Genomic DNA, 16,398 nt, shown 5'->3' on the forward strand with positions numbered 1-16,398 from the left:
TCCGCCAGCGCCGGCTTGCTGCTGGCCACCATCGCGGGACTGATTGTCACGATCTGGACGTTCGGCGCCACCGGGTTCGCCGATATCGCCGCCGTGGCGCGCCGGCTCGGGCTCGGCGGCTTCCTGCTGTTCTGCGGCTGGTCGCTCGGGACGTTCGTGTTGCTTGGCGCCGCCTGGCTGGCAGCCGCGCCCGGCGAGCGAACCGCCCGAATCGGCCGCTTCACCTGGGCGCGCATGCTGCGCGAGGCGGTGTCGGACCTGTTGCCCTTCTCTCAACTCGGCGGGATCGTGGTCGCCGCACGCTCGCTTTCGGTCGCCGGTCTTCCGACGTGCCGCGTCTACGGCTCGCTGGTCGTGGACCTGACGACCGAAATGGCGGCGCAATTGGTCTACACGTTGTTCGGGCTGGCGCTGATGGCGTCGCTGCTGATCGGCGATGGCACGGCGGTATCGCTGCGCCCCGCCATTCTCGGCGGGACCGCGATCATGGTCGTGATCATCCTGTTCTTCTTCGTCGCGCAACGCTCGGCGCTCGACATTACCGGGCGCATCGGGGAGCGCTTCATCCCCGGATCGCAGGTAGCATTGAGCGATATCCGGGCCGAACTCGCGCGGATCTATCTCCGGCGCGACCGGGTGGCGATTGCCTTCGGCTTCAACCTCGCGGCCTGGGTCGCGAGCGGCCTGGGCGGGTGGCTGGCGCTTCATCTGATGGGGGCGCGGATCTCTTTATGGGACGTGCTGTCGCTGGAGAGCCTGATTTTCACCCTGCGCAGCGTCGCCTTCTTCATTCCCGGTGCGCTGGGCGTGCAGGAAGTAGCCTATGCGCTGGCCGCGCCGTTATTCGGCCTACCGCCTGAAAGCGCGCTCGCGCTATCGCTCGCCAAGCGCGCGCGGGACGTGGCGATCGGTCTGCCAACCTTATTGTGTTGGCAATTTGCCGAGGCGCGCCAGATCGCCGCCCGAGCTGGCGGTAGGTAAGTCTCGTTACGCGCCACGAACCGGTTCACTTGACCGCGAAATGCAGGCGCAATCCCAAAACCAGCGCGTCGGCGGCAGCGCCCCAACTCGGATGGCGGACATATTGCACGTCGGGCTGCACCTGTAGCCACTTGCTCAACCGATGCGTCGCGGTGACTTCGATCGTTGTCTCGGCACGCCGCCGCGGCATGGACACGGCGGTGAATGCCCGCAGGGCCGGATCGCCCAATCGGGCATGGGCGACCGCAATGCCGTACGACCGATCGTCGGTTCCCCAGGAAAATCCTCCCCCGACATAGACTCCGATCTCATTGACCTCGGCTGCTGCATGCCCCGCTCGAAGCCATCCCTTGAGCGTTCCGGTCTTTTCATCGCCGGCAAGGACCTGCTCATATTGCACATAGCCCCCCGCGCTTCGCCCGCGGCCAACGCCGTCGAGCCGCGCGAAGCGATCGGTATAATACCAGGCGCCTAGCTGCAGTTCGCCGCCGCCACCGATCTTCACCTCTCCTTCGGCCGACAGCAACGCTCCGCCGCGACCGAACGGGCCGGGAAGCGTGCGGTGCGGATGGCCCGGGTCTCCCGGTAGCGCGTCGAACACTGCAGCGCGGATCGTCCAGCGCGGCCGTTCGATCGCGACGACCAGCCCTGGCGACGTCACCGGAAAGATCGACGGGCCGTTCAGCCCGGATTGCGAATAATCGGGCGCGATGCCGAACGAGCTGTTGAGGAACAACGCCCCGACCGACTGCACGTCGAATTCGCTGTTGAGGTCGATCAGCCCGGCTTTGGCTCTGACGCTGGCGCCCAACGGCGCTTCGATCCAAGCTTCGAAGGGGCGGATCGCATAAGGAGCATCGATATTGCTGACGACCTGGGCATCCCCCGCATCGCGTGCCGAAAAACCGCCGCCATGGAGAAGGAAGATATCGGCATGGGCATGCGCGCCTGCAAATCCGAACAGATCGGTTCCGCTATCGAGATCGAGATCCAGCCGCCCCATCCAGCGCACGTCGCGCCGTTCGCCGCCGGCGGCCACGCCCATGATGTCGGTCGTGTAGCGCAAGTCGGCCGACGGCGTATCGTCGGCTCGCGCCGCCGTCGGTGCGACAAGAGCGATCACGCTACAGGCTAGACGTAAGAACCTTTGCACGAGATTGCACCGATCGTTTTCGTCGGCCCGTCCGACCCGCCGCGCGTATCGGGATGCGTTGCGGAGATCAATGCATTATCGTATGTTATAATACATCTTATCCTGACGCCGATCCGAAACTGCAACTGCGATTGGCAAAGGCTCGAACACCTTCCTGCAGGTTCATTCCGTCAGCCGATCGAAGGAGATGCGACCAACCGATCGTTACGCCGCTGGCATATGGAGCAAAATCCGTTCATTCTGCGTTCCAAGAGGGCGGGGTAGGATGGAGCGTTGCTTCCTCCCGGTGAACGGAGATTTGAAAATGACGTCTTCCTTAGGTCGCGTTGCCCTGATGGGCGCAGTCGCCGCGACATCGTTGATGCTCGCGGGCTGCATGACCGAAACCACCTACCGCCCGGCGACCGGCGCCGGCTTCTCGCGCGAAGGTTATAGCGATCGCCAGATCGAAGCGAACCGCTTCCAGGTTACCTTTTCCGGCAATACCATGACCTCGCGCGACACGGTCGAGCGTTATCTACTGTTCCGCGCGGCGGAGCTGACCGAACAGCAGGGTTATGATTATTTCGTCATGGCCGATCGCGACACCGACAAGAAGACGCGGACCTATGTCAACGACTTTGGCGGTCCCTATGGCGGCGGGCTATGGGGCCCGCGCTGGCGCTATTATGGCCGCGGCTTCGGCTGGCGGAGCTGGGACCCGTTCTGGGGCGATCCCTTCTTCGACCGCAATATCGACGTGAATACGGTCGAGAAGTACGAGGCCATTGCCGAGATTGTGATGGGCAAGGGTACCAAGCCTGCGGGCAATGTCCGCGCGTTCGATGCCAAGTCGGTGATCGCCAATATCGGGCCGACGATCGTCATGCCGAAATAGGCTGGGCAATTGGGCTAAAATGAAAGGCCGGGGAGAGATCCCCGGCCTTTTTTGTTTGCTCTACCCTCTCTCGCTTGCGGGAGAGGGAGGGACCCGCCGCGAAGCGGTGGGAGGGTGAGGGTCTTCTTTCTTCTGCTTGGCACACGCCTGGAAGAAGAAAGGAGACCCTCACCCAACCCTCTCCCGCGAGCGGGAGAGGGCTATACAGCTACGCGATCTGGCCGTGGCAGTGTTTGTACTTGAGCCCGGAGCCGCACGGGCACGGTGCGTTGCGGCTGACCTTGCCTTCCCAATCCTTCGGATCCTCGCCCAAATCGGGCTGTTCGGGCCGAACGATCGACAGCGGCGGCAGGCCGAGATCGCCCAGCGCACGCGAGCCGCCATCGATATCTGCGCTGTCGTCATCGCCCGAGAACGGGTCGAAATGCTGGGTGATGAAGTCGGGCAGCTCGGGAAGCTCGGGCGGCGGCTGGAAGCGGAATTCGGCGGTCGCCAGCACCTTGGTCACATCCTCGCGGATCGATCCCAGCATGCGCTCGAACAGCGCGAACGCTTCCTGCTTATATTCGTTGATCGGTGTCTTCTGCGCGTATGCGCGGAGATGGATGACCTGGCGCAACGCGTCGAGCGTCGCGAGATGCTCTTTCCAGTGATGGTCGAGATTCTGGATCAGGATCGACTTTTCGATCGTCGTCCAGGTTTCGGGCTCGATCTCGGCCGCCTTGGCGTCGACCAAAGCCGACGCCGCCTCGTTCAGCCGCTCCTCGACCATCTCGACATCGACCGCTTCTTCCTTGAGCCAGTCGTCGATCGGCGGCTCGATCCCCAGCATCTCGGAGACTTTGGCCTTCATCCCTTCGACATTCCATTGCTCGGGATAGGAATTGGGCGGGCAATGGTCGCTGACGATCGTATTGATCGTCTCGGTCCGCATGTCGACCACCACGTCACCGACGGTTTCGGCGTCCATGATGTCGTTGCGCTGCTCGTAAATGACCTTGCGCTGGTCGTTCATGACGTCGTCATATTCGACGACCTGCTTGCGGACGTCGTAGTTGCGCGCCTCGACCTTCTTCTGCGCGGTCTCGATCGCCTTCGACATCCAGCGCGACGGCGGCAATGCCTCGCCATCCTCCAGGCTCGACCGCATCATCTTGGCGAACAACGTGTTCGGCCCGAAGATGCGCAGCAGATCATCGTCGAGACTGAGGTAGAAACGCGACAGGCCGGGGTCACCCTGACGGCCCGAACGGCCGCGCAGCTGGTTGTCGATGCGCCGGCTCTCGTGCCGCTCGGTGCCGAGCACGAACAAGCCGCCCGCCGCCAGCACTTCCTGCTTCTCGACCGCGATCTCCTGACGAATGCGCTCGATCGCGGCATCGCGCTCGGGCCCTTCGGGCATGTCGCTCAATTCATCCGCGATCCGGAAATCGAGGTTGCCGCCGAGCTGGATGTCGGTGCCGCGGCCGGCCATGTTGGTCGCGATCGTGACCGCGCCCTTGCGGCCCGCCTGCGCGACGATATGCGCTTCCATTTCGTGATAGCGCGCGTTCAGCACCTTGTGCTCGACCTTTTCCTCATGAAGGAATTCGGACAGCATTTCGGATTTTTCGATCGACACCGTGCCGACCAGCACGGGCTGGCCCAACTCAGCCTGGACCTTGATCGCCTTGGCGATACCGCGGAACTTGTCCTGGATATCCTTGTAGAACGTGTCTTCCTCATCGATGCGCCGCACCGGTACATTGGTCGGGATCGACACGACGTTCATCTTGTAGATGTCGTAGAATTCCGCCGCCTCGGTCGCCGCGGTGCCGGTCATGCCCGACAGCTTGGGATACATGCGGAAATAATTCTGGAAGGTGATCGACGCCATCGTCTGGTTCTCGGGCTCGATCTCGACCCCTTCCTTGGCCTCGACCGCCTGGTGCAGGCCGTCCGACCAGCGCCGGCCGTCCATCATGCGACCGGTGAACTCGTCGATGATGATGACCTTGCCGTCCTTGACGATGTAATCGATGTCACGCTTGAACATCATGTTGGCGCGCAGCGACTGGTTCAGGTGGTGGACCACCTGGGTATTCTCGAAATCGTAGAGGTTGGTGCCTTCGAGCAACCCGGCGGTCTCGAGCATCCGCTCGACCGTCTCGGTACCCTCCTCGGTCAGGATGATCGACTTCTGCTTCTCGTCCTTTTCGTACAGGTCGGGCGCGAGCTGCTTCACCACTGCATCGACGCTCTTGTAGAGCTCGGACTTGTCGTCGGTCGGGCCGGAGATGATCAGCGGCGTGCGCGCCTCGTCGATCAGCACCGAATCGACCTCGTCGACGATCGCCATCGAGAATGGACGCTGGACCATCTGATCGCGCTCATATTTCATGTTGTCGCGCAGATAGTCGAAGCCGAATTCGTTGTTGGTGCCGTAGGTGATGTCGGCGGCGTAGGCTTCCTTGCGCTGATGGTCGGTCAAATTGGGGATGATCACCCCGACCGTCAGGCCCAGGAACGTGTACACCTGCCCCATCCACTCGGCGTCGCGCTTGGCGAGATAGTCGTTGACCGTGATGACATGGACGCCGGTGCCCGGCAGCGCGTTGAGATACACCGCCAGCGTCGCCACCAGCGTCTTGCCCTCACCCGTCCGCATCTCGGCGATCTCGCCGCGATGGAGGACGATACCACCGACCATCTGAACATCGTAATGGCGCTGGCCGAGCACCCGGCTGGCGGCCTCGCGCACCGTCGCGAAGGCCTCGGGCAAGAGGTCGTCGAGCTTCTCGCCATTGGCCAGGCGTTCACGGAACAGCACGGTCTGGTTGGCAAGCGTCGCGTCGTCCATCGCCTGGAGCGCGGGCTCAAAGCTCGCGATCGTGTTGACGATGCCGCCGAGCGATTTGACGTACCGGTCGTTGGACGACCCGAAAATGGATTTGGCGAGTCCGCCGAGCATGATGATTTCCTGTTATATATAGGTGCGCGCGAGCCGCACGGGCCGCGCTGATCGGATTGAAAAAGGACGTGACGGCGCGGCGCTATTCGCGCCGGCGGCTCGCAAAAACGGGGATCGCGTCCGAAAAGGCGAAGGCCGGCAGCGCCGAAATCACCGCATGGGCCGGGCCGGCAATCGCCTGGATCGGTCGGGCGGCAATTTGGCGCCGCACCTCGGCGGTGGCCTTGACCGCCGTCGCCACCACCGCGCTGCTGAGCGTGGTCGGCACCTGTGCCGCACGCGCGCCGCCTGTGCCGCTCAAGGCGGACAGCAAGGCAGACAGGAGCAGGATCAGGTTCAAACGAGCGCTACTTCATCGATTGTGACGCACGGTGACATAGGGTCGCGTCTGGCAAAGGTCTATCAAATACTCGTTACTTTGTCGGTCGACCGCTTCATTACCGGCGTAAGAAGGCAGGACGCCAACGGGACGTTGGGGGCAGCTCTCCACCGTTAGTCCCTCCTCAGTCCGGGGTGAAGTGGATACCCGGTATCGTGTAGTTTGATCCAATCGCCTTACCCGTTTCATCTCGGGCGGGCTTGAACCGGCCATGGCGCGCGAACATGGCACATGCAGCGTCGTTGAGAACAGCCGGTGCGTTGCTCTCGACGATCGTGCAGCCGGAAACTCTGCCTGACGGGTCGACATCGAGCCTGACGGCGAGCGAGCCACTTTCTTTTCGTGCGCTCAAGGGAACCTCGTCGGCGTGGAGCCAAGTTCCGGGGTTTTCCAACGGCGTTACAGGGCTGGACTTGTCATCGGGAGCAGCCGCTGCCGGCAACGGCAACAGCGCGCTTCCAGCGACGATCAGCAACCAACCTTGTGCCAGCATGGGTTTTTCCTCTCAAAGCAGGCTCATCGTTTTTTCGGTTGGGTGATCGGCGTCTTGGATGCTGGCAACGGTGGCGGCGTCGATCCGGCGATGGGCGCGGCGCTGGAGGGGGGCACCGGTTCGGGCGGCGGCGTCTCCAGTTTCCACATCATCGACGAGCTCCACTTGCTCGGCGTCGGCTTGTTCTTCTTGTTGCGCGCCACTTCGAACCGGCCATTGGCGGTCATGAAATTGCACGTCGTCTCATCGAGCAGCGGCGATTCGGAGCTCTTGATGACCTTGCAATCGGTCACGCGTCCGGTGTCGTCGATAGAGAGGGTGAAGCTGACGCGCCCCTGCTCTCCACTCGCGCGCGCCGCCGGCGGGTAGCCATCCTGGGGAATCCAGCTGCCCGGACTGCCGATCGGCTTCGCGGTCGGGATCGGCTCGTCGTCATCCTGCGCCTGAGCGACGCCCGGAAACGCAAAGGCGGCCAATGCCAGAACGATGGCAATACGCATGTTTTTTTCTCCCCAATTGGCGTCACGCTAGCCCAACCCGACCCGACTTGTCACCGCCGCCTTTGCCTGTCCGGCACACGGCTCTATGAGAGCCGCCATGACCGACCGCTCCCCCCTCGCCCCCACCGCCTTTCCCGATCTGCCGGACATTGCCGGCATGACTCGCCGCGTCGCCAAGGCACAGTACAAGACCTGGGACCGTTGCGACCTGACCTATGTCGAGCTGGCGCCCGGCACCGCGGTAGCGGGCGTGCTGACCAAGAGCCGTTGCGCTTCGCCCGAGGTAGATTGGTGCCGCGCCGCGCTCGTCCTGGGCCGCGCGCGCGCGCTGGTCGTCAACGCCGGCAATTCGAATGCCTTTACCGGCGATCGTGGCCGCCACGCGGTCGAAGGGCTCGTCGCCGCTGTCGCGCGGCATCTCGATTGCCAGCCGTCGGACGTGTTCGTCGCCTCGACCGGCGTGATTGGGGTGCCGTTGCCACTCGACAAGGCAGAAGCCGGACTCGCCGCCGCCTTCGCTGCCGAGCCTTGCAGTTGGGAAGAGGCGGCCGCAACGATCATGACCACCGACACCTTCCCCAAGGCGGTGGTGACGCGCGCAGTGGTCGACAGCAAGCCGGTCAGCCTGGTCGGGATCATCAAGGGATCGGGCATGATCGCGCCCGACATGGCGACGATGCTGGGATTCATCTTCACCGACGCAGCAGTCGATCCCGCCTGGCTGCAGGCGGCACTCGCGCGTGCCAATACGCGCAGCTTCTCGTGCATCACGGTCGATAGCGACACCTCGACCAGCGACACCGTACTCGCCTTCGCGACCGGCGCTGCGGGTAATGTCGCGATCGCGCATGACGACGATCCCGGCGCCGACGCCTTTGCCGCGGCGCTCAACGATCTTTGCCTGCAATTGGCGCACCTTGTCGTGCGCGACGGCGAAGGCGCGACCAAGTTCATCGCGGTCGAGGTGACCGGCGCCGAAAGCGACGCCAGCGCGCATCGTATCGGCATGAGCATCGCCAACTCGCCTTTGGTCAAGACCGCCATCGCTGGCGAGGACGCCAATTGGGGCCGCGTCGTCATGGCGGTGGGCAAGGCCGGCGAGCCCGCCGAGCGTGACCGCGTGGCGATCCGCTTCGGTGAGACCCAGGTGGCACTCAATGGCCTCGCGGTCGAGGGATATGACGAAGCGCCGGTCGCCGCGCACCTCAAGGGCCGCGAGATCGATATCGGCGTCGATCTGGGATTGGGTGACGGCCGCGCCACGGTTTGGACCTGCGACCTGACCCACGGCTATATCTCGATCAACGCCGATTACCGGAGCTGAAACACGATGCTGACGATCTGGGGCCGGCTCAACTCGCACAACGTCAAGAAAGTCGCCTGGTTCGCCGAAGAACTGGGACTCTCCTATGTCCGCCACGATATCGGCGGTCAGTTCGGCATGAGCGACGCCTATCTGGCGATGAACCCCAATGCGCTGATCCCGACGATCGACGATGACGGCTTCATCCTGTGGGAATCGAACGCGATCCTGCGCTACCTCGCTGCCCACCATGGCGGCGTGCGCTGGTGGCCTGACGAGCCGCAATTGCGCGCGCTCGGCGACCGCTGGATGGAGTGGCAGAATGGCTATGCGCCGGTGCAACTCGACGCGTTCGTCAACCTGGTGCGCGTCGTGCCCGACAAACGCGATATGGCGGCCGTCGCCCGCTCGGCGCAGCGTTGCGGCGAGCGGATGGCGATCCTCGACCGGTACCTCGCCGAAACACCCTGGCTATCAGGCGACGATTTCGGCGTCGGCGACGTGCCTATGGGCGTTTACGCCTATACCTGGTTCACGCTCGACATCGAGCGACCCGATCTGCCTAATGTCGCCGATTGGTACCGCCGCCTGCAATCGCGCCCCGGCTATGCCAGCCAGGTGATGATCCCGCTGACGTAGAACGCGATCCCTCTCCCGCTTGCGGGAGAGGGCGGGGCCCGCCGCCAAAGGCGGTGGGAGGGTGAGGGTCTTCTTACTTCTTTTGTCGTTTTATCTGCATGGAAGAAGAAAGAAGACCCTCACCCAACCTGCACCGGGTGAACAGCGCCCCGCGCTGTTCAGGTCATGCCGGGGGCATGACCGACCCGGTGCACCCGCACGCGGGAGAGGGCTAAAAAAAGGGCCGCACCCAACAGGATGCGGCCTTTTGTTCATCTCGATTTCGAACTCAGGCGACCGAACTGGCCGCTGTTCCCAGTTCACCCTCGAGCCACGCCTTGATCCGACCTTTGGGTTCGGCGCCGATCTTGGTCGCTGCCGGGCTACCGCCCTTGAACAGGATCATCGTCGGGATGCCGCGCACGCCATAACGCGCGGGCGCATCGGGATGATCGTCGATATTGAGCTTGGCGATCGTCACCTGCTCGCCCAGCTCTTCCGAGATTTCCTCGAGGCTCGGCCCGATCATCTTGCACGGCCCGCACCATTCCGCCCAGAAATCGACCAGCACCGGCTTGTCGGAATCGAGCACATCCGCCTGGAAACTGTCGTCGCTGATATGTTTGGTTGCCATGAGAGAATCTCCTTTGACCCCGAATGTAGGCGCGGCGAGGCACTTGCTCAACGGCTCTGGCCCTAGCTTTGCTCCATCGCGGCAAAGCCCGGCTTGTGAGGAGCGAGCACGTCTTCGGGCAGATCGAACAGGCGCGGCGCGGCCGTGTAGAGCAACGCCGCCTCGATCCGCCGCCCCGGGAAGATCACCCGCAAGGCTTCGGCATAGGCCGCCATCTGGCGCAGGTGGAATAGCGGCACTTCGTCGAGCCCCAGCGGCACGCGTCGCCCGGTCTTGAAATCGATCGCGCGGACGCGGTCGGGCTCGACCAGCAAGCGGTCGACGGTTCCCGCGATGACATAGCCGCCGGGCACGACCGCCGAGATCGGTGCCTCCCCTAGCGAATTCGGCCCGAACAGATCACCGTGCGCGGGATCGTCGAGCACTGCCGATACCGTCGCGATCAGCTCGCTCCTAAGCCCGGCATCGGCGACCAGGCCCACGGCCGACAGCCAGCGATCGGCCGCTGCCGCGCGGCGATCCGGCGCCAGGGCCGGCAATCGCTCGAACAGAGCGTGGATCAACCGGCCGCGCTCGGCCGCCGTCCGCATCGCCGCGGAGGGTGGAGGATCGGACACATCGTCCTCGCCGACCGACGAAGGCGCGAGCGGCCGTGGCGGCCGCGCCTCCTTCGGGGCGGGCTGGAATGCCCAATCGGGCAAAGCGACGGTCTGCGCCTCGGCGTTCCGTGCCGGTCGCGGCCGCACCGGCGGCTGCGGATCGTGGCCGGCGAACGAGCGGCGTGGCCCCTCCTCGCGCTGCGCCGTGCCCAACGCCGTGAGCGCCGCTTCCGCCGCCGCATACCAACTATTCTCGGACGGCACGCCTTTCGCCCGCGGCCCCAAAGATCCCGCTATCTCCAATCTTTCCTCGGCGCGCGTCGCGGCGACATAGAATAATCGCCAATGCTCAGCGAGTTCGCGCGCGTCGGCGGTCGTGATCGCCTCGGCCAATACTCCCGACCGTTGCTCCTTGCGTGGGCGGAAGACGGGCAGTTTGGTATCCTGATCTGCCTGCCAATCAAGCGTCGAACGCGGCCGCGCCTCCGGATCGGCGGTGGCGTCGGCCAGGATCACCAGCGGTGCCTGCAATCCCTTGGCGCCATGCGCGGTCATCACCCGAACCGCGTCGAGCGGCTGCGACGGATCGCGAACGATCTCGACATCGCCGCGGTCGAACCAGTCGAGGAAGCGTTGCAACGAGGGGATCGCGACGCGTTCGAACTCGAGCGCGGCATTGAGCAATTCGTCGATCGGGTCGCGTGCTTCCTGCCCCAATCGCCGGATCAGCTTGCGCCGCCCGTCGAGCGGCCCGGTCAGCATCTCCTCGAGGAAGACATAGGGCGTGGTGAAATCCGCGCGTCGCAGCATTGCGCTGAGCGGCGCGATCCGCTCGGTTGGTTGCGTAGCCTGGAGGTGCGCCCATAAGCCGCCGCGGCGCTTCATTGCCGCGCGCATCAACTCGTCCTGGCTCCAGCCGATTAACGGCGACACCAGCAGGCTGGCGAGGGCAAGATCGTCCTGAGGCTGGAGTACGAAGCGGATCGCCGCGAGCAGATCCTGCACCGCCAGCGGCGCGGTCAGCCGCAAGCGGTCGACGCCCGCCACCGGTACGCCCTCGGCATAGAGCCGCGCGACGATCAGCGAGGCGAGTTCGCCGCGCCGTTTGACCAGGATCATCACATCCTCGGGGCGCAGCGGCCGCCCCTTGCTCTCGAGGATCATCGGATTCTTGGGATCGAGCCATGCCCTGACCTGCGCGGCGATCCGCGTCGCATGCGCGCGCACCGCATCGGTGATCCAGCCCTCCTCGCCTTCATCCTCTTCGCCGGCCAGGGTCGGTGCCCAGAGATTGACCTGACCCGGCCCCTCGACCTTGCTGGCATGCCGCTGGTTGTCGTCGACCCCGAGGCCGCCGCCGGGCAGCACGCCGATCGCCGCGTCGACGAAATCGAGGATCGGCTGGGTCGAGCGGAAGGACGAGGTCAACGCCAATTGCTCGAACGGCGTCGGCTCGATCTCGCGGATATCGCTCGTCACCTCGGCAAGGTCGCGGAAATGCCGTTCGGCCCAGCGGAAATTGAGCGGGTCGGTGCCCTGAAAGCCGAAGATCGCCTGTTTATAGTCGCCGACGGTGAACAATGTCCGCCGCCGGTCGCCGCGGCTTCCCAGACCGGCGAAGAAGTCACTCGCGATCGCGTCGACGATCTCCCATTGGCGCAAATTGGTGTCCTGGGCCTCATCGATCAAGACGTGATCGGTCGCCTGGTCGAGTTTGAAGCGGACCCAATCGCCCATCCCCTCTTGCCGCAGCAATGCGACCGCGGCGTCGATCAGATCGTCGAAATCGACCGCGCCGATCCGGCGCTTGGCGGCGCGATAGGCGAAGGCATAATCGCGCCCGACGGCGAGGCCGGCAGCGAGCAGATCGGCATAGTCCGCCAGATGGCGCATCTGGATCAGGCGTGAGACCTGCTCATGGAAGTCGGAAGCGATCGGGGCATAATCCTCGTCCTGCGGCGCCTGCCCTTTGGCAAACGACCGCAATTCACCGTCCTGCCGCGCCCAGACGCTGTGCAATTGGTCGAGCGTCGCCGCCCGCTGCTCGGGGCTTCTCGCCAGCCATGCGGTGATGATGTCGGCACGGGCCAGTCCATTCTTGGTGCCCCACGCCAGATTGAAGTCGCGCACGCCTTCGAGCAGGTCGTCATCCAGTTGAGCGCAGCCATCAGTGATCGCCGCCTCGACATCGTCGACGCCGATCAAGGCGCGGCGGACATAGGGGCCGACCCCCTCCCCCATCGGCAACGCCGCCATTGCCGCCGGCGCGCGGGCACAAGCGCGCAGGAAAGCTTCTGCCCCTTCCTCGCCAAGCCGCAGGCTCAGCGCGCCGACAGCGCGCACCGCGCCGTCGCGCCCCTCGCGCTCGGCATCGACCAGCAATTGCGCCAGCGTCTCGCGCGCCAGTGCCGATTCCTCGCGGGCTTCGAGTGGACGGAAACCCGGGGTGAGACCCGCTTCGACTGGAAAAGCGGCGAGCAGCGACTGACAGAAGCCATGGATCGTCTGGATCCGCAGCCCCCCGCCCGGTGCATCAAGCACCTTGGCGAATAGCGTTCGCGCCCGCGCGATCAGCGCCGGGTTGGCGCGCTCGCCCAGCGAGGCAAGGTCGGCGCGGATATCGGCCTCGGACGCGCGCACCCAGCGCGCGAGGCGTTGGTTGATCCGCCCCGCCATTTCCGCGGCGCCCGCTTTGGTGAAGGTCAGACACAGGATCGCGCCGGGATCGGTACCCCCGAGTAGCAACCGATAGACACGCGCCGCCAGCACCTGAGTCTTGCCGGTGCCCGCCGAGGCAGCCAGCCAGACGTGCGACGACGGATCGCTCGCGCGCGCCTGCTCGTCGACGAGCCGTGGCAGGATGGAGTCAGCGCCGCTCACGGCCATACCATTCGTCGCGGCGCATCAACTGGTCGTAATCGCCGAACGGCGCATATTCCGGCTTCAACTTGGCGGTAAACGGCGCCGCTCCGGTCAGCCACGTCTCCGCCGCCTCGGTGAAATTGCGTCGCGCCTCATCGACGAATTCATCGGCCGGGATCGGGTCTTTTTTCTTGGGGTCACACGGCGAATCGACATAGCCGAACCCGCCGACGCGGTTGCGCGCGAGCGACCAATATTCGAACCCTTCCGCCTTTCCCGCAACCCCGGCGAACTTGCCCGCCTCGGCGATCATCCCGAGCAAGCCGAGTTGCAGGCTGAACCCCGCCCGCACTGCCGCGGTCGAAGGCGGCTGCCCAGTCTTATAGTCGACCACTACCAGCCCGCCGTCATTGAGACGATCGATTCGGTCGAACCGGCCCGACAATTCGACGCCGGCGAGTTGCAACGTTCCTTTGCCTTCAACCGCCAGGATGCTCCGTTCACCCGCGCGATCGGACACTTCGTGCGCGATCCAGTCGACCGCCTCGATCAACCGCGGCCCCCATAACGCGCGGATCATCGGATGCGTGCGCACATCGCCCAGCAAGGCCTCGGCGCGCGGGCGCAAGGTTTCGGGATTGGCGCCGTCCTCGCGAAACCAGGTTTCCAGGATCGCATGGACCTGATTGCCACGCCAAGCCGCGCTCGGCTCCGCATCGACCGGGTCGATCGCGCCCAGCCGCAGCATCCGGCGCGCGTAAAAGGCGTACGGGTCGGCCTTGAGCCGGTCGACTTCGGTCACCGAGATCTGGCGCGGCCGGTCCTCGATTGCGGGCGACGGCTCGGGCCGCGACGCCGGCTCGTGCACGCCCGGATTGTCGATCGACGCGGCCCATGCCGCAAGATCGGGATCGCGAATGAAGCGATCCCCCGCCAGGGCTTCCAGCCGCAGCCAGAAGCGCGAAGCCAGCGTCGGCGACCGCCCGTCGCGGCGCGCACGCGTGATCAGCACTTCCGGTGCGCCCAGGGCATTGGCGAAATCGTGCGCCGCGACGCCGACGCCGCGATCGAGCCCGGGCAGCCCCAGTTCAGCCCGGATGCGCGGCGCCAGCCACGGATCGGGTGCAGCGATCGCCGGCCAGGTACCTTCATTAAGGCTTCCCAGGATGGTCAAGTCGGCGGTCTGCAACCGCGCCTCGATCAGGCCATAGATCGCCAGGCGCGGATGGCCGCCCTGGGGAGGACGAACCGCGACTTCCTCCATCAAGGTGCGCAGCAGTGGCGCGACGCTGGCCGGGTCGACCAAGGCCGGCCCGTCCGCCGCGCGTAGTTCGAGATCGGCGAGCAGTTCAGCCGCCGCGCGACCCGCCGGTCCAGCCCATACCGCGAAACCGCACAGGGCTTCGGCCGTCTCGCGCAACGTCGCAATCATCGCCGCCAGCGGTTGCTCGCCATTGCCGAAGCAGTGCGCCAGCGGTTCGAGCAATCCGCGCATTTCCGGCCAGACCTGGCGCGCCGCCGCGCGGATCGACGCCTCGCGCTCGTCGCCGTCGAGCAGATGCGAATCGATGCCCGCGAGCCCCGGAGCCGGGCGGGGCCCGCGCAACGCACGGTCGAGCGCGCGGACGCCGTCGAGCCACAAGGTCCGCGGCTCCCCGCTCTGGACGAGCGGGTGCTTGAGCAGCGCCAGCAATGCGAGCGGCGCGAAGTCCTGTGCCGCAGCCTCGGCCAGCATCGTCAGCAGTGTGCCTGGCGCGCGCGTCGCGAGCGGACGGCCGGCAGTATCGTCGACATCGATCCCCCAACGCGCGCAATGGGCCGCGACGCGCTCGGCCAGCGTGCGGTCGGGCGTGACCAGGGCAGCGGTACGCCCCTCGACTTCCAGCGCGCCGCGCAATGCCAGCGCAATCGCCTGCGCCTCATCGGCTGGGGTTGCCAGCTCGACCGCGCGAATCCCGGTCAATCGCCGGTCGGGCGCTTCCAAATCGGTCCACTTGCCGGTGAAATCAGCAGGCGCGAAGGCGTTGGCGATCGCCTTGCCGCGCGCCGCCGAGGCATCGTGATCGCTTCCCTCGCGCCAAGCGCGCACCTCGCCGCGTCCCGCGCTCATCCGTTCGAGCAACAGCTTCAGCTGAAATTGCGGGTGGGTCTCGATCGAGCGCGCCTTGAAGCAGCTGGCATCTGCCTCGTGCGGCCCAAGCGCGTCCCATTCCTCGGCCGGCATCGCAGTGGCGAGGTCCTGGAACACGACCAAGCCTTGGTCGAGCTCCGCGACACGGCGCAACAAGGCCGCCACTGCCGGCGCCGGATCGGTGATCCCCGCTGCACAGACGAAACCCGCGGGCGGCATCTCCTTCCAGCGCGCCGCCAACCGACGCAGCATGATCGCACGGCGCGTTGCTGCGTCCATCGCGCCCAGCCGCGCCAGCTCCGCCGGCCACCGATCGATCACGATACGGAACAGCTCGAGCGCGCGCTCCCAATGGCTGGTCAATTCGCGCCCGACGTCGAGCTCGGCGAGTTTCGTCGCCGCGACTTCCTCGACCAGCAGTTGGTCAAGCGTCCGCGCCAATGCTCCGGCCAGGCGTACGGCTTCGTCGGCGGCGACCGGCTCCCCTTGGCGGGCGCGCTCCTCGCTGACCAACCTCGCCAGGATCATCCGTCGCGCCAGCGGATCGACCGGTGGCGGCAAAGGCTCGAGATCGTCAGCCGGATCGAGCATCGCCCCCGCCGCTTCATCGAGCGCCGGATCGCCGATCGTCACTAGTCGCGGCAACAACAGCCCACCGCCGCTCGCACGCACGAACGCGTCCTGGACCGCGCGCCGCCCGCGATTATTGGGAAGAAGGACGAGGCCACGCGCGAGCCGCATCGGATCGTCGCCGAAGCGCTTCATCAGCCCAGCGACGAGCGCATCGGCAAAGGCTCGCTGTGCCGGAATCGTATAAAGCGCGAGGCCGCGTTGAGAGGTCGAATTCATGATCGCCAATCAACTATCACAACCGGGAATACCCCGACCGTAAAATAGCCGCGCCTGCGCCTGATAATT

At 65.3% G+C, this 16,398-nt stretch carries 12 protein-coding genes; 4 read left to right on the top strand and 8 right to left on the bottom strand.

Features of this window, described 5'->3' with window-relative positions:
• Window positions 1-15: 15 nt before the first annotated feature.
• On the top strand, window positions 16-981 hold the full coding sequence (locus AC1DRD_RS12185; RefSeq protein WP_478041570.1) for a lysylphosphatidylglycerol synthase domain-containing protein: 966 nt from the start codon (window positions 16-18) through the stop codon (window positions 979-981).
• Between the two features lie 25 nt (window positions 982-1,006).
• Here the strand turns inward: AC1DRD_RS12185 and AC1DRD_RS12190 are convergent, their stop codons facing one another.
• Window positions 1,007-2,104, bottom strand: coding sequence for a carbohydrate porin (locus AC1DRD_RS12190; RefSeq protein WP_478041571.1), 1,098 nt, complete (start codon window positions 2,102-2,104; stop codon window positions 1,007-1,009).
• A 334-nt stretch (window positions 2,105-2,438) separates the two neighbouring features.
• Between AC1DRD_RS12190 and AC1DRD_RS12195 the strand changes: the two genes are divergently transcribed.
• Window positions 2,439-3,011 (top strand): CC0125/CC1285 family lipoprotein, encoded by a 573-nt coding sequence (locus AC1DRD_RS12195; RefSeq protein WP_478041572.1) that lies wholly within the window; start codon window positions 2,439-2,441, stop codon window positions 3,009-3,011.
• A gap of 208 nt (window positions 3,012-3,219) precedes the next feature.
• Here the strand turns inward: AC1DRD_RS12195 and secA are convergent, their stop codons facing one another.
• From secA to AC1DRD_RS12215, 4 genes are all read right to left on the bottom strand, one after another.
• Window positions 3,220-5,961 (bottom strand): preprotein translocase subunit SecA, encoded by a 2,742-nt coding sequence (gene secA / locus AC1DRD_RS12200; protein ID WP_478041573.1) that lies wholly within the window; start codon window positions 5,959-5,961, stop codon window positions 3,220-3,222.
• Between the two features lie 82 nt (window positions 5,962-6,043).
• Window positions 6,044-6,301, bottom strand: a complete 258-nt coding sequence (locus tag AC1DRD_RS12205; protein ID WP_478041574.1) for a hypothetical protein — start codon at window positions 6,299-6,301, stop codon at window positions 6,044-6,046.
• 163 nt (window positions 6,302-6,464) lie between these two features.
• Window positions 6,465-6,833, bottom strand: coding sequence for an energy transducer TonB (locus AC1DRD_RS12210; protein WP_478041575.1), 369 nt, complete (start codon window positions 6,831-6,833; stop codon window positions 6,465-6,467).
• A gap of 23 nt (window positions 6,834-6,856) precedes the next feature.
• Window positions 6,857-7,333, bottom strand: coding sequence for an energy transducer TonB (locus tag AC1DRD_RS12215; protein ID WP_478041576.1), 477 nt, complete (start codon window positions 7,331-7,333; stop codon window positions 6,857-6,859).
• A gap of 97 nt (window positions 7,334-7,430) precedes the next feature.
• On the opposite strand from AC1DRD_RS12215, the gene argJ reads away from it, so the two are divergent.
• Together argJ and AC1DRD_RS12225 are read left to right on the top strand one after the other, a co-directional pair.
• Window positions 7,431-8,657 carry a bifunctional glutamate N-acetyltransferase/amino-acid acetyltransferase ArgJ gene (gene argJ / locus AC1DRD_RS12220; RefSeq protein WP_478041577.1) on the top strand — a complete coding sequence of 409 codons (1,227 nt, stop codon included), beginning with the start codon at window positions 7,431-7,433 and terminating at the stop codon, window positions 8,655-8,657.
• 6 nt (window positions 8,658-8,663) lie between these two features.
• Window positions 8,664-9,275: a glutathione S-transferase family protein gene (locus tag AC1DRD_RS12225; RefSeq protein ID WP_478029049.1), complete on the top strand. Its 612-nt coding sequence runs from the start codon at window positions 8,664-8,666 to the stop codon at window positions 9,273-9,275.
• A 268-nt stretch (window positions 9,276-9,543) separates the two neighbouring features.
• Here AC1DRD_RS12225 and trxA read toward each other — a convergent pair whose 3' ends face one another.
• The 3 genes from trxA to addB form a co-directional block, all read right to left on the bottom strand.
• On the bottom strand, window positions 9,544-9,888 hold the full coding sequence (trxA, locus tag AC1DRD_RS12230; RefSeq protein ID WP_478041578.1) for a thioredoxin: 345 nt from the start codon (window positions 9,886-9,888) through the stop codon (window positions 9,544-9,546).
• 62 nt (window positions 9,889-9,950) lie between these two features.
• A complete protein-coding gene (addA, locus tag AC1DRD_RS12235; protein ID WP_478041579.1) occupies window positions 9,951-13,373 on the bottom strand; it encodes a double-strand break repair helicase AddA in 3,423 nt (1,140 codons plus the stop codon).
• Window positions 13,354-16,329, bottom strand: coding sequence for a double-strand break repair protein AddB (gene addB / locus AC1DRD_RS12240; protein ID WP_478041580.1), 2,976 nt, complete (start codon window positions 16,327-16,329; stop codon window positions 13,354-13,356). The genes addA and addB overlap by 20 nt, the downstream gene beginning before the upstream one ends.
• Window positions 16,330-16,398 lie beyond the last annotated feature (69 nt).

This window comes from Sphingomonas sp. P4_G2, from assembly GCF_056401155.1.

Bases quoted from the DNA above. Each gene is read 5' to 3' on its own strand.
- AC1DRD_RS12195 (WP_478041572.1), top strand. From the start codon at position 2,439: ATGACGTCTTCCTTAGGTCGCGTTGCCCTGATGGGCGCAGTCGCCGCG.
- secA (WP_478041573.1), bottom strand. From the start codon at position 5,961: ATGCTCGGCGGACTCGCCAAATCCATTTTCGGGTCGTCCAACGACCGG.
- AC1DRD_RS12210 (WP_478041575.1), bottom strand. From the start codon at position 6,833: ATGCTGGCACAAGGTTGGTTGCTGATCGTCGCTGGAAGCGCGCTGTTG.
- AC1DRD_RS12215 (WP_478041576.1), bottom strand. From the start codon at position 7,333: ATGCGTATTGCCATCGTTCTGGCATTGGCCGCCTTTGCGTTTCCGGGC.
- argJ (WP_478041577.1), top strand. From the start codon at position 7,431: ATGACCGACCGCTCCCCCCTCGCCCCCACCGCCTTTCCCGATCTGCCG.
- AC1DRD_RS12225 (WP_478029049.1), top strand. From the start codon at position 8,664: ATGCTGACGATCTGGGGCCGGCTCAACTCGCACAACGTCAAGAAAGTC.
- trxA (WP_478041578.1), bottom strand. From the start codon at position 9,888: ATGGCAACCAAACATATCAGCGACGACAGTTTCCAGGCGGATGTGCTC.
- addA (WP_478041579.1), bottom strand. From the start codon at position 13,373: ATGGCCGTGAGCGGCGCTGACTCCATCCTGCCACGGCTCGTCGACGAG.
- addB (WP_478041580.1), bottom strand. From the start codon at position 16,329: ATGAATTCGACCTCTCAACGCGGCCTCGCGCTTTATACGATTCCGGCA.